Below are 21,389 nucleotides of genomic sequence, written 5' to 3' on the forward strand. Positions count from 1 at the left end.
CGTATGCACAGCAATAACTTTAATCTTTCCAGTTACCTTCACCGCATAAACTATACCGGGCATATCGCCGCTGATAGCGCGACGCTACACACCCTTATGCGCCATCAACTGTTTACGATTCCCTTTGAAAACCTGGATGTCCAGGCGGGCAAAGTCGTATCAATGGCTCCCGATGACATTGCCGATAAACTGCTGCAACAGGGGCGCGGAGGTTACTGTTATGAGGTCAATGGTTTGTTTGCCATGGCGCTGGAAGCATTAGGTATACCCTACCGTTTTGTCGCCGCACGGCCGATGTTCTACCCGGCTCGCCGCCCCAAAACCCATATGGCGTTGGTTGCTGAAGTCGAAGGTCGTCAGTGGCTTTGCGACTTGGGTTTTGGTAGCTATGGTATCCGCGCGCCGATGGCCTTAGACCTGCTAGATACCGACATTAAGCAGGATTTCGACACTTTCCGACTCAGCCATAACGCGCAAAGTGGATACCTGTTACAAGCAAAAGTGGAAGGTGAATGGTCCAATCAATATGGCTTCGACCTGTCACCTCAGGAGTGGGTTGATTTTGTTCCGGCCAACTATCTCAACTCCACCCATCCTGATGCCATCTTTGTTCAGAAACTGCTGGTCATTCAGCATCGCCCCGAGGGGCGGCTGATATTACTGGGAGATATGCTGAAGTCAGTCACCGCATCTGGGGTTGAGAAGCAGCAATTGACGGAAGAGGAAATTGTTCATGTGCTGAAAAGCCGTTTTGATCTGTGGGTCAGTTAACCTTCGCTGTCTTGTGGAACAAGAGAGGAAGCCAGCACGCCAGTAATGCCATCATCCCCAGCAGCCAGTAAATATCGAGATAAGCGATAAAACTGGCCTGCTGCCACGCGGCTTCCGCCATGGTTTTGACGGAAACCCTGTCATGCAAAGTGACAGCCTCATTTAAGCGCTCATAATGCAGGTGGCTTCGTTGATGTAACGCGTTTGCCACCCAGGCGATACCGATACTGCCTCCAAGGTTACGCAGCAACGTTGACATGGCAGAAGCTTCGCTGCTTTTGTCTGCGGGCAACCCGCGGTAGGAAAGCGAGGCAACTGGGATCAAAATGAGTGGGATGCCTACCATTTGTAATACCCGCGCCCACATCAGCGTCGAGAAATCGACCTGCAGCGTCAGCGTGGAAAAATGCCACAGCGCCAGGCCGCTCAGCAGTAATCCAATCACCACCAGTAACTGTTGATGCGCCATTTTGCTGGCAATAGCACCGGTTATCATCATTGACAACAAAATGAATAACCCGCCCGCCCCCAGCGTCAGGCCTGATGTCCATGCATCATAATTCATTAACTCTTGCGTCATCTGTGGCAGCAACTGCGTGGTGCTGATGACCAGCAGACCAATCAGAAACATCAGGGCTGCGCCAAGCGTGAAATTACGATGGCGGAAGAGTTTAACATCAACAATCGGCGCGGGATGAAACCACTCCCAAAGGGGTAAAAAGCTCAGGCAGATCAGCGCAATCAGGGCGGTAGCAATAATAAAGGGTGAAGAAAATCCATCGTAGCGCTCAAAGCGATCGAGGCAAAGTTGCAATGACGCGAACCCTATGACGACCAACAACACTCCCTGCCAATCAAGCTGTATACCACGCTGACGACGTGCGCGTTGCTCTTGCTGCAGTAGCGGTGGCTCATCAATAAAACGCCAGGAGAGGAGGAGTGAAATTATGCCAATCGGCACATTAATCAAAAACACCCAGTGCCAGCTCAGCGCATCGGTAATTACACCGCCGACTAAAGGGCCGATTGCCGGGGCAAAAAGAATGGTGACGCCGTAAAGCGCAAACGCTTTAGGGCGGGCTTTTTCATGAAACGAATCAACTAACATAGATTGTTCAATGGGGGCCAGGCCGCCACCGCCTATACCCTGTAGCACGCGTGCCAGCAGCAGCCATTCTAGTGTCGGCGCCACGCTGCACATTAACGAAGCCAAAGTGAAGAGCGCCACGCTCCCCATGTAATAGCGTTTGCGACCAAACCAGTTTGCCAGCCAGCCGCTCATCGGCAAAATTAACGCATTCGCCACCAGATAACTGGTGATCACCCACAACCCTTCCTGATAGCTCACGCCCATACTGGCAGAGATATGCCAGAGCGATACGCTGGCCACCGTGGTATCCAGCACCTCCATGAAGGTCGCGATAGACGCGATGCAGGCCATCAACCAAGGATTATGCTTGCCCGCGGCGGACCGCGGCAGCGTCTCAGCGGACATCGACTTCAGGTACCACAGACATCCCCGGAGAAAGCGGTGAATCGCTTGGCAGTGGCGGATCGAAAACAATTTTCACGGGGACACGCTGTACGACTTTGACGTAGTTCCCCGTGGCATTTTCCGCAGGGAGCAGATTAAATACCGAACCGGTTGCACGCTGCATGCTATCAACACGAGCAGTAAAGCTTTTCTCAGGATAAGCATCAATATCGACCTGAACTTTCTGGCCGGGACGCATATATCGCAGTTGATTCTCTTTGAAGTTGGCTGTCACCCATCTTTCAGTGGACACCAGCCGCATGATGACCGTGCCAGCGGTAATATAATCGCCCGCCTCCACATCCCTTCGGGTGACGAAACCATCAAACGGGGCGTAAAGCCGGGTATACGTGAGCTGCAACTGGGCTTGCGCAATGGTGGTATCGTCCTGTTTTAGCGTGGCCTGCGCTGCCGCTAATGCTGCCTGCAGCTTATCCAACTCTGCCCGGCTGTAATCCGCGTTCTTTTGCGCGGCGAGCAATGAAGCTGCACTGACTTTTTCGCTGGCGGCTTTGCTGTCGAGGTCGCTCGCCGTTACCGCTAGGCTTGAGTTACGATAGCGCTGATGATCTCTACGATCGCGTACCAGATTCGCTTCCGCTAGCTGCACATTCGCCAGATTCTGTTCCAGCGTCGCTCGCCCAGCACTAAGGCTGGCTCTGGCCTGTGCCAGGTTCGCATCGTCAACCTGACGAGCGGCGAGCGCTTTCTGCAACGTAATCTCGTTATCCCGTGAGTCCAATATCAACAGCAAGTCGCCCTTTTTCACCTGCTGATTATCCTGAACCACGATCGACGTTACTCGTCCTGCAAGCTGTGGTGAAATTTGCGCGATATGACCATCAACAAACGCATCATCGGTGCGTTCAACACCGCGCCAACTAAACCACCACCACCCTATCAATAGCACCAACACAACCAGCAAAATCAGTAAATAAAGAGAGAAAACGCGCTTTCGCGCCTGCGCTTCACTGTTCAACGCGGCCTCCCGCCACAAATACGTTGCAGCACATCGCTGCACTCAGGACGCGTCAACAATGTCCAATGGTTTGCATCGGCAATACGTTCAATCACGCTGCCTTGCGGGAATTGAGGTGCCAGCCATGCAAAGTCATCACCCCACTCAACCGCACGCGTATCAGCCGCGATGATATTGACAGTGAGATCGGTGATCTGGCGAACAGGAGCCATGCACATCGCCTGCACATTACTCTGTACGACCGCAATTCTGCGCTCCAGCGCGTGGTCATCCCCCTGGAAATCCGCTGGCAATATACTGCGCCACGCCTGCATTCGCTGCGCGCGGTCCATGCCTGCGAAACCGCTAATCTCCTGCTGCTGGGCCTGACTCGCCATCGACTGCCACAACCCGTATTCATCCGCTGCACAGGCTTGCATCGCCTGGGGTGGCAGCGGATCGACCAGCGTCAGCGAAGCAATGCGTTCACCTTCCTGCTGTAACTGCCAAGCCATTTCAATTACAACTGCGGCTCCCATCGACCAACCCGCCAGATGCCACGGCATCTTGAATCCCTCTTCACGCAGGGCATGCAACGCACGCTTTGCCTGAGCAGAAATATCATTTAGCGGCATTTCATCAGCAGTTAAACCGGCCGACTGCACTCCAACACAGTGTACTTGCTGCAAACGTGCAGCCACTTGCCCCCAAGCCGCGCTGTCACCATCACTGGCATGCAGGCAGATAAGCGTCTGTTCACCGCCGCTGTTAAGCGCCAGCAACGGATAATTCAATGCTCTACTGGTTAGCGCCTCGATCGCCTGCGTCATATCACACAGTTTGCTGTGAGAAAAAATTAAACCGATAGGCACTTTTATGTCGTAATGGCGACTCAGGCGCGCGGTGAGTTGTGTGGCGAGCAGGCTATCACCGCCGCTGCGGAAGAAATCCTCATCGGCATTAACCTGCTCAATACTTAACAGCGCCTGCCAATGGCCCGCCAATTCGGTTTCCGCAGGCGTCAGTGGACGGCCCTCAGCACTCTGTTTCGCCTCCTTAACCAACGTGGGGCGCGGCAGAGCGGAGAGATCATGCTTACCGTTCACGCTCAGTGGAATACGTGGCACAAAAATCAGCTGTTCCGGTAGCATGTAACTCGGCAGGCGGTGTTGGATGTTGGTTTGCAAGGTCACTTCATCCGTTGCACTCGCGGGACGACGGATCATAAACACCTGTTGTCCGGCAAAGGCGAGTGGCATATCAGCCTGTGGCCATTCGCCAACCTCAACAAATCCATTTCGCTGAAATGCCTGCTGCCAGACGTCACGTGCTAAAAGCGGTGAATCTTGCTGACTATGGTCCTCTGCCGCTTGCTCCAGCACGGCGGCGGCCGTGACCCACTGCAACGCTTTATCCTGCGTTGCTTCTAACACAATCAAAGCACCGCCAGGTTTCAATAATCGCCAGATATCACTCAGCGTGGTATCAAGTCGATGTGCGTTGTGCAACACATTGGCAGCCAGCACGGCATCAAATCCAGCGGGTTGCCAGCCTTGCTCATCGAGTGGTTGGTTAATATCGTAACGACCGGTGCGTAAAGCGCTATATTGGCCAAATCGTTGTTCTGCATAGCGGGAGAACCACGGACTGACATCGGTGTGATAGTAATGTCCTGTTCCGGCAGCATTAAAGGCCGGCAATGTACTGGCGGTCAGACCGCCGATGCCAGCCCCAATCTCTAACACCTGCGGTTGCTCGTTATTCTGTACCGCGGCTTGCAACAGCTTGGCAGCAATATGTCCAAGGTAGTCCGCCAGCTTGTTACGTTGATAAAGCGCTTCTGAGACCGAGCTTTCCCCATCGGGGAACAGCAGGCTGTTCGCCAGTCGCGGTTCGCGCATCACTTCGATCATGGTGTGCTGGCTGGCAAACAGCCAATGAAGGAAGGTTTCCCCCTGAGCGTGCCACGCAAGGCAGCGGCCCAGTCGCGTTTTTCCATCATCAATGCGCTGCTCAATCGAAAGCAGGCTGGGCGCACAGTCGGCAGCGAACCAGCGCTGTCCCCGCAGCTCAACGATCCCTTCCTCCTCAAGGATATTGTGCCAACGCCCGAGCAGACGCCCAAAGCACGCGGCAATACCGGCCTTGTGACGTGCTTCTTCGATCATCCAGCCTTCCGGCACAATAAACGCCATCTCATGCAGCAACTGCCAAATCATCAGCGGCGCCAGTGATTCACTCTCAGCCTGAAATGCCGCAAGTGACGCGATTTCCGTGGCGGAAGGTAACTGTTGCGCGGCCATATCCCCCGCCTGACGCCACTCCGGGTTCTGTGAGTGCGCGTTTTCACCGTGAGGAACAACCCAGGCAAGCAGTTGTGCAGCACCGGACTCGCGCTTCACAATATCCACCGCAACGTTGCTGACCGCTTGGTGGGAAATCAACGCCTGTTCGATCTCGCTTAATTCAATACGATAACCATTGAGCTTTATTTGACGGTCACGACGCCCGAGGAATTCAATACAGCCCTTGTCGTCATAGCGAGCCAAATCACCCGTACGATAGAAACGCTGCTGATGTCTGTGCGACCAGAAAAAGGCTTGCTCCGTGCGCGCACTGTCTCGCCAGTAACCTTGCGCCAGACCTGCGCCAGCGATGCAGAGATCCCCTGCGACTCCCGCCGGACGATCGCGTCCCTGTTCATCCAAAATGTAATAACGCTGGTTGCTTAACGGATAGCCATATGGCACCGCATGCCAACGCGCATCACAGTGAGTGGCATCCATAAGATTCGACCAAATTGCGGCCTCAGTTGCGCCGCCCAGCGCCAGAATACGTGTCTTCGGCAAGACGTTAGCAATTCGCTCAGCCAGTTCGCGCTTGAACCAGTCGCCAGAAAGCATAATCACCCGCAAATGCAGCCGCGTTTGTTCAGTGACCTGCTCCAACAGCATCGCCATTAAGGCCGGAACGGAATTCCACACCGTAACCTGATGTGCGGTGAGTTGTGCCAGCCAAGCGCTGGCGTCACGCAGTGCGCTGTGATGCGGTAACACCAACGTTGCTCCGGCACCCAGCGTGGCAAAAAGATCGAATATCGCGAGATCGAAACTCAGTGATGAGATACCAAACACACGATCGTCTGGCCCTAGCGATAAGCGTTGGCAGAGATCAGCCAGCGTATTGGCTGTTGCGCCATGCTGCATCGCGACCCCTTTCGGCGTTCCTGTCGATCCGGATGTGTAGATGATATAAGCCAGTTGATCGAGAGAAGGCATGATCGGTGCCGCCTGAGCGGGTGGGAGATCCTCAAGGATCAGCACCGGCACCTCTGCAGCTAACAAAGGATCGACGCCGTCAAGAATGACCGCTCGCGCTTCAGCATTGTTGATAATCTGCAACAATCGAGCGCGTGGCCAGTCAGATGCAGCAGGCACCAGAATCGCACCGGCGGCCATCACACCCAATGCGGCGATAATTTGCTCGGCACTTTTCGGCAAGGAAACCACTACCGGATGGTTTTCGACTTTGAATGGATTGAGTGCAGCGGCCACCTGCAACGCTTTCTGAGCCAAATCAGCATAGCTAAACGTGCCATTCGTTGTGATGAGAGCACAGGCTTCAGGTCGCAGTTTTGCCTGTTGGAAGAAACCGGCATGGAGTGGCTGCAGTAGCAAGGGTTGATGCGTGTGGTTTACTTGCTGACGTATTACCGCTTGCTGCGATGACAGGAGATCGCCCAATGGTTGCTGCCAGTTTTCAGCGTGACACAGCGCATCCAGCCGCTCGCCATAGACCCTGAACATTTCGTCAATCATGCCTGCGGGGAACAGGTTATCAATCACAATCCAGTTATATTCCAGCGTGCCTTTGCGCACCATCACCTGATGGTCAAGCCACACTTGTGGCGTGGCCGTGTAAAGCCACTCCGGTTCGCCAAGCAGATTGGCCCCCTCCACCAGGCGATCCAGATCCATTCCCAGCAAACTGGTGAAAACCACCGGCATTAGCGTGCTTTCGCTCAGGCTGTCACGTTTAGCTTTTTCACGTAACAGATCGATGCCACCGAAGCGACTGTGAGCCAGTCGCTCACGCAGCGCCTGCTGAATGCGCTGTGCGCGTTCAGCAAACGGCATGCTCTGGCTACAATCGACACTCAGCAGCAGCACGGCGGTAAAATCACCGACCATCTCAGCGACATCCGCATGCCAGGGATGGCGGTTAAAGTGCGTCAGGTTCAGGGTGAAACGCCCTGACTCCGCCCAGCCCGTTAACACTTCGCTAAACACAGCCAGCAACATAGCAGAAGATGTTACGCCGACCTGCGCAGCATGCTGTGTGAGACGCTGCCAGTGTTGGCTGTCCACACGGCGCTGCAAACGGCGAAATTCCGGTTTAGTTAACTGGTCTGGCTGACAAGCCAGCGGCAAAATCGGTGCGGGTGAAATTTCATCAAGCCGTGCCAGCCACCAATCGCGGTCATTACGCCAGCCGAGCGACGCTTTATCACGAACCTCTGCCAACTGATAGTCGCGGAAAGTCCAGTTAAGCGGCGGCAATTGGCGCTCAGGCTGATGATAATTACTCTCCAGTTCCGCCAGCACGATGTGAAAACTTTGCACATCGAAAGTCAGTAGGTCGAGATCCAGATGCACCCTGGTTTCACGGTCGCTAAAGCGCGTGGCCTGCAAGTCAAACAGCGGCCAACAGCTGGCATCAAGCACTTGCTCACTCAATAGCCCACGTTTTTCCAGCAGCTTTTGCTGTTGTAAAGAAGGGGCATCGTCGCGCCAGTCACTGACGCGAATAGTGTACCAGGGCACTTCTGGCAGGATATGTTGCAAACCATCATCGTTGACGCAGGCGCGCATCATGGCGTGTCGAGTAATGACGTTGTTCCAGGCTTGTTCGAAGCGTGCAATATCGAAATTATCGATTCGCCACTCAAAGCAGACATGACAACTGATGCCGCCCAACGCTAACGTGTGCGTGCGGCCAAGCCAGTAAGCATGCTGGATGTCGGTAAGGGGGAAAGGTTCACTGCCGCGCTCATTGCGCCAGCATAGCCAGTCGTCACCGTTGTCATACAGCAACCAGCCACCCGGCTTAAGCACATCACGCCACAATGCGGTTTCACTGGCAGAATTGGGCAGAATCACCCAATCAAATCCCGGTTGGCTGATACGCTGCCGCGATAGCGCGTTGTGAATATCAACCTGCTGCCAATCGGCTAGCGGATCGCGTTTGCGCAGGGTCAGTTGTGCCAAACGTGAACTGACAGCACGCGTGTAACGTGTCGCCTGCTGACGCAACTGCTCTCGCACTGAACAGGTTGTGGGTATCGCATCACAGTGCAGCAGCAGGACATCGCAATCACCGTGATTTTTTTGGCTGGCGATCAGCGCCAGCACCTTTTCATTCGCAACTCTTTCCCCATTCATAACGGCTCCAGCCATAGAAACGCGTGAGAATTAACCGCTCACATCGTAGGGTTTCATTAGGATTGTTTATGCAATTTTCAAATATAATTATTTATAATGTTGCAAATGATAATCATTATATTTACGGTTGCAACTGAAAATTTTACGATAAATCATCATAGTCCTTACTTTTTTTGGGTTTAAATGCCCATTTTTGAATCCATGTTTTGGCAGGGTTGATTTTTTTGCTGGTGTGACGTGAGCGGTAATATTAATAAACGCTTAACGTTTGAGGTTAAAATGGCTGAGCAACGCCAGAAAAGCTATGGCTGGAACACGCTGACGGCAGCGATCGATCAACATGCGAAAAAAACGCCGGATCGCCCCGCGCTGCGTTTTCTCTCTCTCGACGGTCAGATGCAATCGCTGACCTTTGCTGAAGTTGCGTCCAGAGCGCGAACGCTGGCCGCCAGACTTCAGCAGCAGGCTGATCCCGGCGCCATGGCGCTGATTCTTCATCCTTCTGGACTCGACTATGTCATTTCGCTGCTGGGCTGTTTCTACGCAGGGATCGTCGCGGTGCCGGTCAACCTTTCTGGCGCCGCCCGCGTAAAACGTGTGTTGGGGAAACTGGAAGCGATAGCACAGGACTGCCAGCCACAGATGATTCTCACCGGGCGCGATATCGCCCAGGATTCTGCTGAGGCTTTACAAGCGTTTACCGCTAAATTCAAACTCGGCTGCGTGTTAACCGATGAAGAAACACTCTCCGAGAACATAAGCTACGTTGCACCCGATATTAAGGGGACCACGCTGGCGTTCCTGCAATACACCTCTGGCTCAACCGGTGAGCCCAAAGGGGTCATTAATCGTCATGCCAACTTGCTGGCCAACCTTGAGTTCCTTACCTGTCTGACCCTACCTGATGAAGGCTGTGTGGTGGCCAGCTGGTTGCCGCTTTATCACGATATGGGCCTGATTATGGGCATCCTCTCGCCGTTGGTGTATGGCAACACTGCGCTATATCTGCCGCCGGTCGCCTTTGTGCAAGACCCGCTGCGCTGGCTGGAACTGGCCAGTGAATATCACGCTACGGTTTTACCCTGCCCTAACTTTGCCCTACAGCGCTGCCTTGACGCCGCCGAGCGTGAACCACATCGCCTGACCCATATTGATCTCAGCAGCGTGAAGAGTCTGGTGCCGTCTGCTGAACCGGTTTCGGCACAGCAGATGATGAATTTCTGGCAGCGCTTCGCCGACTGCGGGCTGGCACTCTCCGCCATTAAGCCCTCCTATGGCCTTGCGGAAGCCACACTGATCGCTGCCGGCAATCGCGCTCCTGAGCCAGTGCTATTGGATATTGACCGCGACGCGCTGCTGCGCAATGAGGTCATTATTCATGCCGCTCCTGGCCCGAATACGCGCCGTTACGTCGGCTGCGGCAACGATTTTGGTCAACAGCAGCTACGTATTGTGCAGCCTGACGAAGCGCGTTTCTGTGGCCAGAATGAAGTGGGTGAAATCTGGCTCAGCGGTGCGGCAGTAGCCGGTGGTTACTGGCAGCGTGATGCTGAAACAAAGCACACCTTTCAGGCCAGGGTCGCAGGTGACGATCATCACTGGCTGCGTACAGGCGACCTGGGGTTCCTGCACCAAGGACAGCTGTTTATCACTGGAAGGCTGAAAGACAGCATCATCATTCGTGGAGAGTGCCATTACCCGAACGATATTGAAGCCACTGCGGTCGCCGCCCACCCACTGGCGGTTAGCGATGGCGCAGCCGCATTTTCACTGCCTGCCACTGAAAAGGATGACGAACGGCTGGTCGTGGTACTGGAGTGCCAGCGATCGCAGCCCGAGGAGCTGACTCAGCTGATTGATACCGTGCGACAGCGCATTGCCGAAGAGCATCAGCTTACCGCCTGGCAAATTATACCGCTGCGCAAAGGCACACTGCTGAGGACAACCAGCGGCAAAGTACGCCGCCACGCTCTGCGCGAGGCACTGCTGCAAGATCAGCTACATCGTCTGCTGCCGCAACAATCTGACAACGCACCGTCATCACAGGCCAATAGCGACGTAACACGTTGGCTGACACAACAAGTGGCCGTGTTATTGGGCAACGTCGCCGCGCGTCACATTGACCCACAACGTTCTCTGTTCGGTTATGGCCTGGATTCACTCGGCGCCACGACACTGATGGCACGCATTCGTCAGCACTATGCTGTCACGCTTCAAGAGGGCGATCTCTATGAAGCGCCAAGTGCGGAGGCACTGGCAGCTCGAATAAAAGGCAAACTCTCTTCAAGCCCAGACGACGCGAAACAACCCGAAAGAATAACTGCTGACGAGCCTATCGCCATTATCGGCATGGCCTTCCGCTTACCGGGAGCCGAAGGCGAAGAAGCACAGGATGATGACGCCTTCTGGCAGTTACTTTCAGAAGGGGCATCTGCCATCCGCCCAATGCCAATTGAGCGCTTCCGGCGGAGTGAGGCAATTCCAGGTTTCGGTGCCTATTTGAACAACCCTGCAGACTTTGATGCCAGTTTCTTTGGCCTTTCACCCCGTGAAGCGATTAACACCGATCCGCAACAGCGCATGCTGTTGGAAGTGAGCTGGCACGCACTGGAAGATGCGGGGTTACGCCCTTCCCAGCTTAAAGGCGGCGATGTCGGCGTCTACGTCGGCATTGGCACCGGCGACTATTCGCACCTGCCGTTTATTACCGGCGAAAAGAGCCATCTTGATGCCTATTACGGCACTGGCAACTCCTTTGCCGCAGCCTGTGGTCGACTCTCCTACTTTTATGGCTGGGAAGGTCCGTCGGTTGCCGTTGATACCGCCTGCTCGTCTTCACACAGTGCGTTGCATATGGCCTGTCAGGCGCTGAGGCTGGGAGAGTGCGATTTGGCGATGGCGGCAGGTGTGAAGTTGCAACTGCTGCCAGAAGTGGATGAAGTGCTGCATAAAGCCGGCATGCTGGCTGCTGATGGACACTGTAAAACCTTTGACGCCGCAGCCGATGGATATGTGCGCGGCGAAGGTTGCGTCGCGTTCCTGCTCAAACCGCTGTCTCAGGCGCTGGCGCAAGGCGATGATATTCGTGCGGTAATCCGTGGCAGCCTGGTGCGCCAGGATGGTGCCAGTAGCAGCCTCTCAGCCCCTAACGGTGAGGCGCAGCGTCGTCTGCTTCAGCGAGTATTAGTCCGTGCGAATCTGAAACCCGACGATATTGATTATCTGGAGTTGCATGGTACCGGTACGCGTCTGGGCGATCCCATCGAGTATCAGTCGGTGGCAGCCGTGTTTAACGGAAGGCAGGCATGTGATCCACTCTGGCTGGGTTCGGTTAAGACCAACATTGGCCATCTTGAAGCCGCTGCTGGGGCATCGGGTTTGGTCAAAACTGTATTGGCGTTAGAGAAAGGGACGATTCCACCGCATGCCGGTTTAAAACAACTCAATCCGTTGATTGACCTTGCCAGCATCCCAGCGGCGATTCCCAGCGAAAATCAGCCATGGCCACAACGCGCAGCCCCAAGGCGTGCGGGTGTGACGTCATATGGCTTTGCTGGCACGCTTGCACATGTCATCCTGGAACAAGCGCCACACCGCACAACAACTGAGCTGGTAGCAGACCAACAGCCACAGCTCTGCCTGTTCTCCGCCCGCTCCGCCGAGGCACTGGAACAGATACGCCAACAGTGGATTGAGCAACCGGACGATGCATTACCACTGAATGCGGTTGCGGCTAGTCTGGCGCGTCAACGTGATCACCATCCGTTGCGTCTGGCAGTGGTCGCGCATGACGCCGCTGAGTTACGTGCCAAGCTTCAACAAGCCCCTACTGCCGAGGCCATCGTGCAGGCACCTCGCGTCGGCTTCCTGTTTACCGGCCAGGGCGCGCAATATGCTGGTATGTCGCGTGAACTTTACGCGCGAGAACCGGCGTTTCGCCAGGCTCTGGACGAAGCTGACCAGGCACTGGCCCCTTGGTTGGGTGAATCGCTGATCAGCCATCTACATGATCCGTCATGGCGTGACATTGATCAGACCGAATGGACACAGCCCGCGCTCTTTGCCGTGGGGTATGCACTGGCACGCATGTGGCAATGCTACGGCGTGCAGCCTGTTGCCATCGCCGGGCACTCGATAGGTGAATTTGCTGCACTGGTGATCGCGGGCGGTTGGACGCTGGAGAACGCGGCACAGCTGATTGTGACACGCGCACGTCTCATGCAGGCTCTTCCCACTGGCGGTGGCATGCTGGCCGTTCGCCTGAGCGCCGAAGCCTGCGAGCAACGCCTGGCCACATTTGACGCCACCCGTATTTCTATCGCCGCCCTTAACGGCACTGAAGATACAGTGATTGCAGGAGATGCCACGCTGCTGGAGACGCTGCGTCAGCAACTGGCCGCTGACGATATCAGTGCACGGCCCCTGCAAGTGTCACACGCTTTCCACTCACCGCTGTTGGATCCGATGCTGGAGGACTGGCAGCAAGCCTGTCGCCAGGTCGCCAGCAAAACACCATCTATTCCATTTGTTTCAACCATGACAGGTGAAGCACTTACCCAACCAGCAGATGCGGATTACTGGCGTCGCCATGCGCGTCAGCCGGTACAATTCTGGCCGGCTTTAGACCATATGGCAGAGCAGTGCGACCTCTTACTGGAGATTGGGCCGCACAGCATCCTCACTGCGCTGGCACAGCGTCACCTGTTACAACACCCCGCTTCGCATCCCATCAGTGTGGTGGGCAGCTTGCGACGGGGTGCCCATGAAGTGCTGACGCTACGTGAAGCGATGCAGACACTCTATCTGCAGGGCGTCGATTTCCACTGGGATGATCCGCAGGCGGCTACCTTCTCCTCACCCATGCTCTCGCCGCGTAAGATGCCGCGTTACCCGTTCCATCGACAAACCTGGTGGCTGGAGTACGATGGCGATGCACCGCGTGAGCCGCTTCCCCTGCAGCCACAGCCTTCACACAGCCGCGCGGAACCGGTACCGCTTTACACCCAACAATGGGAAACGCTGGATCTCGCAGAAAACCATAACTCAACCGCACGCTATTGGCTGTTCGGCGAAGAACCCTTGGCCACCGACTTATTACCCGCCTTCACCGGCAAGGGATTGACTGCGGCATGGTGCCCTAACAGCGCTGCTATCCAGGCAAACTGGCGCGAGGGCGATGTTGCTGTCTACCTCCCAGGAAGCGATGTCTGGCCACTGATCGCCACCCTCAAACAGCTGCAAAAACAGAATGTCGCACTGCGTATTCTGGTACTGAGTGAGGAGGCACAAGCCACCGCGAATGAGGGTTGCGATCCCGATCAAGCTGCTGCATGGGGTGCCGCGCGCGCGCTCGCCATCGAATATCCGGCTTGCAAATGGTTGCTGCTGGATGTCTCGCGACTGACCACAGCAGAGGTGCGCGTTGCGGCTCTGCATCGCGCCGCCGCCCATTTCGGCAGTGATGATGCCCTGATGCTGCGCGACAACCAGTGGCTACGGCCCTGCCTGACGCCCGTTCAGGATGAACTCCTGCACACTGAACAATCATTCAACGTCTCCTCCGAAGAAACCGTGCTGGTGGTGGGCGCATGGGGCGCACTCGGACGTTATATCAGCGAATGGCTGGTGGATAACGGAGCACGGCATCTGGTGCTGTCCGGTCGCAAGCCGCCTGGCTCCCATTGGCAGCCTTGGCTGAACTGGCTGCGTGGAAGGGGTGTAGAGTTGTTCTGCACTGAAGCTGATATTAGCAACCCACAGCAGGTTGATGCCTTGTTCCAGCGTATCGATGCACTTGAACGCCCATTAGCCGGAGTGTTCCACTGCGCAGGCGTGGGCCGTTTTAATCCGCTAGAGGAAATTACCGAAGAGGACTATCACGCGGTCACCAGCGCGAAAATGACCGGCACGGCGCTGTTGGATCGCGCCACACGTCATCGTGCGCACCGCTGGTTCGTCTGCTTTACCTCCATTGCCGGTGTGTGGGGCAGCCGCTTACAGATTCACTATGGCGCGGCCAATGCCTGGCAAGACGCACTGATGCGCCAGCGACGTCATCTCGGCTTGCCGGGCATGAGTGTCTCTTGGGGTCCATGGAGTGGCGGCGCGGGCATGTCAGAAGTCGATGCCTCGCTGCTGAATTATCTGCGTATCGCGGGTATCTATCGTCAGTCACCGTCCCGCTACTTGGCCACCCTCGACCGCCTGTTTGCCGCGGGCGAACGCGCAAACGCCCATGCGGCTGTCTGGCTGGCGGCTGAGGTTGACTGGGGCAAATTCGTGCCCCTCTTTGGCCTCTACCATCCGACACACCTGTTCCGCCGCTGCCTCGAACAGCAAACCCAGGCGCTGCCGATGGAAGAAGCGCCTGATTTGAGCGAATTGACTCAGCTATCGGCGGAAGCACAACATCTGGCGATTGAACACTTCGTACGCAACGAGCTGGGGCGTACCTTGCGTATGTCGCCGCAATCAATAGAACCCGATGCTGAGTTGCTGGCATTGGGCATGGACTCGATTTTAGTGATGGACTTTGCGCGCAGTTGCCAGAGCCAGCTGGGTATCCGTTGTGAGTTAAAAGCACTGTTTGAGCACAGCACACCTGCACGATTGGTGCACTACCTGAAAACCCAGCTGCCTTATGTGGCACCCGCACAGAGCGCCATGGATGCGGAAGTGCTGCTACAGCACGATGCACCGGGCCGTTTCTTGCCGTTCCCACTCACTGAACTGCAATACGCATACTGGATTGGCCGTCAGGATCACTACGCGCTTGGCGGCGTGGCGTGCCACGCTTATCTGGAGGCTGATGCCGCCGAACCACTGGATATCTCGCGACTGGAGCGCTGCTGGAATCTGCTGGTTGAGCGCCATGATGCCCTCAGACTCATTATTGAAGAGAGTGGACAACAGCGCGTACTGCGTGAAGTGCCGCCGTACCGTATTCAGGTACTGGATCTGCAAGATTGTTCAGCTGAGGAGGCCGAGCACGCCAGCCAGCAGTGTCGTGACACGCTGTCACATCAGGTACTCCCCTGTGACCGTTGGCCGATGTTCGATTTGCGTCTGGCGCGACTCCCCAGTGGCGGCAGCCGTCTCTATATCAGTATCGACATGCTGATCAATGATGCGACCAGCAGCCAGATCCTGTGGGAAGAGCTGGTGGCGTTGTACCGCGCGCAAGGCGATATGCATGCCGCGGGGCTGGAACCTTTTACCCTGACGTTCCGCGATTACGTATTGGCTCGGCAGGACCGCCAAGGCACAAGACTGATGCACTGGCAGGAAGACCGCGACTATTGGCTGGCGCGTTTGCCGACACTTCCAGCCGCACCACAATTGCCGCTGCAGAGCGATCGGTTGATGCAGACGCATCCCCGTTTCACACGCCGCCAGCAGACCCTGTCGGCAGAGAAATGGCAAACCCTGCGTGAACGTGCCGCCAAGCAGGGCATCACCCCTGCTTCGCTGTTAATCGCCGCCTTTGCACAGGTGCTTGCCGCCTGGAGTCGCGAGCCACAGTTCTGTCTCAATCTCACCATTTTTGATCGACTGGGGAGTCACGAAGACGTACAGCGCATGGTCGGCGATTTCACCGCTGTCACGCTGTTGGCACTGGATAATCCGGCACAGCTCAGTTTTGCTGAACAGGCACTCCGAGTGAACGGCGAAGTGCTGGAGAGTTTGCAACATCGTCAGTTCAGCGCAGTTGATGTGCTGCGAGAATGGAATCGCGGTCGTGAGCAGCAGTCACTGGTGAGTATGCCGGTGGTGTTTACCAGTCAACTGGGCGTTAGCGATCCGACCAAGGGTGCAGCGGAAATCCCACTCGGTGAGATCCGCTATGGTTTAAGCCAGACTCCTCAGGTGTGGTTGGATCATCAAGCCAGCGAGCAGGAAGGTGCGCTGGTTTACAACTGGGACATGGTGGATGACCTGTTTCTCCCTGGTGTAGCTGAAGCGATGTTTAGCGCTTACGCACAGCTACTTGAGCAACTCGCGGGGGAAAGTCTTGATTGGCATGCACCGCTCCCCGCACTGCTCCCCGCTGACCAGTTGCAGGTTCGCCAACAGATCAATGCCACTGAACAGCCCCTGAGCGAGATGACGCTGGATGGCTTGTTCTGGCGTCAGGTGGCCTGCACGCCAGCGGCCCCTGCACTGGTGACGGCTGAAGGTCGCTGGAGTTATCAAGCCTTAGCTCGCTGGAGCCAGGGGATTACCCTTGAGCTACAAACGCTGGGCGTGACCCATGGCGACCGCGTGGCCGTGGTTATGCATAAAGGGGCGGCACAGATCGCCGCTTGTCTGGCGATTCAGTCACTTGGCGCAGCATGGGTTCCTCTCGCCGATGATACGCCTGCACGCCGTTTGACCACGATCCTGCAGGGTAGCGCGATTCGCGTGCTGTTAGTGCAACCAGAGAATCTCGCGGCCTTTAGCGAGTACGCCACGTGCGTCGTGGTTGATGCCGCCGCACCGGTGACTTCTGATGAGGTCATCATGCGCACCCATCATCCTGACGATGCCGCCTACGTTATTTACACATCAGGTTCGACCGGGACCCCAAAAGGGGTGTTGATCAACCATCGAGGCGCCGTCAATACGGTGCTGGACGTAAACCAGCGCTTTGGTGTTGATGCGTCAGATCGTGTGTTAGGCCTCTCGTCACTCTGGTTCGATCTCGCGGTATATGACCTTTATGGCACCTTCGCCGCGGGCGGCACACTGGTTCTGCCTGAAGCGGAAGCGATTCGCGATCCGGCGCGTTGGCTGCACTGGATAAAACAGGAACAAGTTAGCGTGTGGAACTCTGTACCCGCGCTGTTGGATCTGTTGTTAAGCGAAGCAGAACATCATACGCAGCCTCTGGCCGCTTTGCGCAAGGTATGGCTGAGTGGTGACTGGATCCCGCTGAGTTTACCGGCTCGCCTACAACATGCGGCACCGCTGGCACAGCTGGTGGCGATGGGTGGTGCAACGGAAGCGTCAATCTGGTCAAACTGGTTTGCCGTGGAGCAGGTTGAGAGCAGCTGGAGCGCGATCCCTTATGGCTATCCCCTCACTAACCAGGCATATCACGTACTGGATGACGCACTACGCGATCGTCCCGACTACGTCACGGGTGATTTGTACATCTCCGGCGCAGGGCTGGCCGCAGGGTATGAAAACGATGTACAGCGCACCGCTGAGAGCTTTATCACTCACGGCGAGCAACGCCTCTATCGCACAGGCGATCTGGCTCGCTATTGGAAAGATGGCACACTGGAATTCTTAGGTCGCCGCGACTTCCAGGTCAAAATTGCGGGTAACCGCATCGAGTTGGGTGAAATTGAATCGGTGCTGTTGCAGCATGCCGCAGTAAAAGAAGCGGTGGTTGATACGCTGGGCGAAGCGCGGGGTGAGAAGCGCCTCGCCGCATGGCTGGTGTTGCATAAAAATACGCAGCAGGCCCATCAGGCGCTGATCGCGGAAGTCAGCCCTGCTGACTGGCAAGCGCAACTTGAGGCGGCGCGTTCCCCGCTGGCCCGTCACTCGTCCACCTCATCTTTGACGCTGTTCTGGCAGCTGATCGATCAGCTAGGTTTACGTGCTATCGCGGATGTATTGGACGCGGCAGGTGACGCGCTCCTCTCTGCCAGTGCGGAGTTTACGACGCTGGTGAGCCGCTGGCAGGCTTTGACGCAAAATGCATTGCCAACCTGGCCACAGCTGGCCCAGCAAGCCGCGATGTTCGGCCTTCCTGAAGCGGCGCTGATCCGACTGCAACAGGGTGCCACCGAACGCTTACAGGTGCTACGTGGAGAGAAAAATGCGCTGGAACTCTTCTATAGCGATGACGATGGTCTTTCACCTGAGCAGCTTACTCAGGCCCATCCGCTTAATGCATCACTGATCGCTGCATTAGCTGAAGCGGTCAAAGCCTTCAATCACCGCACAGGACGTGCGCCGCGTATTCTCGAACTGGGTGGTCGAAGCGGCGTGTCCAGCCAGTCACTGTTACAGGCGCTAAAAGGCATTGCCGTCGAGTACCACTTCACGGACGCGTCCCCCTTGCTGGTCCAGCAGGCCGAGCGGCGGCTCCCGGCGGATGAATATCATCAACTGCAATTCAGCACGCTTGATATCGACAAACAGCCACTCAGTGATATACCGCGCGTCGATATGGTGGTCGCTTTCAATGCCCTGCACCGCAGCAAAGCGTTGCCGCAGCTGTTAGCACACCTGCAAAATCTGTTGTTACCGGGCGGTAGCCTGTGGGCCGCAGAAATGACGCGCAATAGTCCGTTCCAGCTGGCGACCGTTGCGCTGCTGGAGGGGGGATACAGTCACTTTGATGACCTACGCGCGGTTGAATCACTGCCGTTGCTGAGCGCGGTACAATGGCAACAACTCTGCCTGCAACAAGGTTTTGCTACCTGCGAAACGCTTAGTACCAGTGATGACAGTGGCTTCCACTTGATTGTGGCGCAAATGCCACACACCTTGTGGCAATTCAGTCCTGCCTCACTGATAGACGTCATGCGCCAGCAGCTACCCGGCTACATGATCCCGCAACAGTTCTTCTGTCTGGATGCCCTGCCGCTTTCCCCGACCGGGAAAGTGGCCCGCGCCGCGCTGCCGCGACCGCAATCACAGCGGACGGTATTGCGTACAGAACGCACAGAATGGCACGGCGAAACAGCGCTGCTTGCCGAGATCTGGAGTGAACTGCTCGGCGGTGCATGGCCTGCTGCTGAAAGCCACTTCTTTGAGGCCGGAGGCGACAGCCTGATGGCGGTGCGTCTGGTAGAAAAAGTACGCCACCGTCTGCAGCGCCAGGTTGCTTTACGCGATCTCTTTACCGCCGCGCGATTTGCGGAGTTTGCTGCGCTGGTCAGTGCAGCAGCGCAAGGTGAAGAGCAGGCATTAACCTTAATCGTCGATCCTACGCAGCGCGAGCAGCCCTTCCCACTCACCGATGTACAGCAAGCGTACTGGATTGGCCGTCAAAGCGGTCTGCCGTTGAGCGGCGTGGCAACGCATCTTTATGTTGAAATCGAGGTGACTGACATCTCGGCTGCTGCACTTGAACACGCCTGGCAACAGCTTATTCATCGCCATGAGATGCTACGCGCGGTGATTGACGATCAGGGCTATCAGCGCATTTTGTCGCAGGTGCCTGACTACCCGCTGTCCTGTGTCGATTTACGGTCGGCCTCTGCAGACGAACGCCACGTTTGGGAACAAGAGACGCGAGAGCAACTCGGTCATGAGGTGCATGACACCACCCAATGGCCGCTGTTTACCCTTCATGCTGCTCAGTTAGATAACCAGCGCCTGCGTCTGTGCGTCAGTCTGGATAATCTGATTTGCGATGGCCGCTCAATGGTGATGTTGCTGTCTGAATGGGCGCTGCTGGCGCGTTCGCCTCATCACCAATTGCCTGCACTAGAGATCAGCTTCCGTGATTACGTGATGTCGCAACCGCAGTGGCAACAGCAGCCCGCCTGGCAACGTGCTCTCGACTACTGGCTTTCCCGTATCGATACCTTACCTCCTGCCCCGCAGTTGCCGGTTAACGAGATGGCACTGACACGCGTGAAGCCTCTCTTCACGCGCTATCAGGCACAGCTGGCACCTACGGAGTGGCAACAGTTACGCCAGCATGCCGCGCAAGCGGGCATTACCCCGAATGCACTGCTGCTGACGGCCTGGGGTTACGTGCTGGCGAACTGGAGTACCGAGCAACAATTCACGCTCAACCTCACGCAATTCCAACGTCCCGATGTCCATGCGCAAATGGCGTCACTGGTCGGCGACTTCACCTCCCTCAGTCTGCTGGCCTGTGATTACCGCCATCCAGCCTCATTCGTGCAGCACGCACAAGCGTTGCAACAACAGCTCGGTAGCGATCTCAGTCATAGCGACGTCTCTGCCGTCCGGGTATTACGCGAAGCCGCACGACGTTTTGGTCGGGTGGATGCAATGGCGATGCCCGTGGTGTTTACCAGCGGATTAGGCGTGGATAACCGGGGCAGCGACGCCAGCGTGGCGGCTGACTGGCTAGGCGAGTTTGGCTGGAGCGTGAGCCAGACACCGCAGGTGTGGATCGATCACCAGGTCGTTGAACGCCATGGTTCGCTGGCATTCAGTTGGGACTGCGTGGATGCGCTGTTCCCGGATGGATTAATGCAAGAACTCTTCAATCACTACCAGCAGATCCTACAGCGTCTGGCGGGCGATGAAGCGTCCTGGCAACAAGATGTCGCGACCTGGCTTCCGGCCCAAGTCCAGCAGCAGACTGCGAAACCAAAATCTGTAGCCGTGACATCTTCAGTCGCAGCCATCACGTCGCAGGCCGACGAGGGATTAACCCAGCAGATTTGTGCATTGCTGAGCCAGATCACCGGCGAAAGCAGCGTGTCACCAACGCGCAACTTTTTTGAAGCTGGCGCGACCTCACTGCATTTGATCCGCCTACGTCAGCAATTGCAGCAGAAGCTGAAAATCGACTTCCCGCTGGTCACGCTCTTTGACGCGGCAACACCGCAGGCGCTAGCGGCTCGGTTAATGCCGGGCAATAGCCCAGTGATGCAAGAGAGCAGCAGCGGTGAGTTGCGCTTACAGGCACGTCAGCGCCGCCGTCACCAACGTCAACGTTAATGAATCAGACGCGTCATGACTGGCGCGCCTGCTCAACCAA

General features: G+C 56.3%; 5 protein-coding genes. 2 read left to right on the plus strand and 3 right to left on the minus strand.

What is annotated here, in order from left to right; genetic code table 11:
- The first annotated feature begins 3 nt into the window (after positions 1–3).
- Positions 4–771 carry an arylamine N-acetyltransferase family protein gene (locus tag HA51_RS01605; RefSeq protein WP_084931506.1) on the plus strand — a complete coding sequence of 256 codons (768 nt, stop codon included), beginning with the start codon at positions 4–6 and terminating at the stop codon, positions 769–771.
- Here HA51_RS01605 and HA51_RS01610 read toward each other — a convergent pair.
- From HA51_RS01610 to HA51_RS01620, 3 genes are read right to left on the minus strand one after another with little or no spacing between them, the layout of a single operon-like run.
- Positions 764–2,266 carry a DHA2 family efflux MFS transporter permease subunit gene (locus tag HA51_RS01610; protein ID WP_084931507.1) on the minus strand — a complete coding sequence of 501 codons (1,503 nt, stop codon included), beginning with the start codon at positions 2,264–2,266 and terminating at the stop codon, positions 764–766. The two genes, HA51_RS01605 and HA51_RS01610, sit on opposite strands and share 8 nt — an antisense overlap.
- Entirely contained in the window at positions 2,256–3,284 is a 1,029-nt protein-coding gene (locus HA51_RS01615; protein ID WP_158087346.1) for an HlyD family secretion protein, read from the minus strand. The genes HA51_RS01610 and HA51_RS01615 overlap by 11 nt, the downstream gene beginning before the upstream one ends.
- Positions 3,281–8,704: a non-ribosomal peptide synthetase gene (locus tag HA51_RS01620; RefSeq protein ID WP_158087347.1), complete on the minus strand. Its 5,424-nt coding sequence runs from the start codon at positions 8,702–8,704 to the stop codon at positions 3,281–3,283. The genes HA51_RS01615 and HA51_RS01620 overlap by 4 nt, the downstream gene beginning before the upstream one ends.
- 279 nt (positions 8,705–8,983) lie before the next feature.
- Between HA51_RS01620 and HA51_RS01625 the strand changes: the two genes are divergently transcribed.
- Positions 8,984–21,349, plus strand: coding sequence for a non-ribosomal peptide synthetase/type I polyketide synthase (locus HA51_RS01625; protein ID WP_139810610.1), 12,366 nt, complete (start codon positions 8,984–8,986; stop codon positions 21,347–21,349).
- Positions 21,350–21,389: the final 40 nt, after the last annotated feature.

Source organism: Pantoea rwandensis, from assembly GCF_002095475.1.
Lineage (GTDB): Bacteria > Pseudomonadota > Gammaproteobacteria > Enterobacterales > Enterobacteriaceae > Pantoea > Pantoea rwandensis.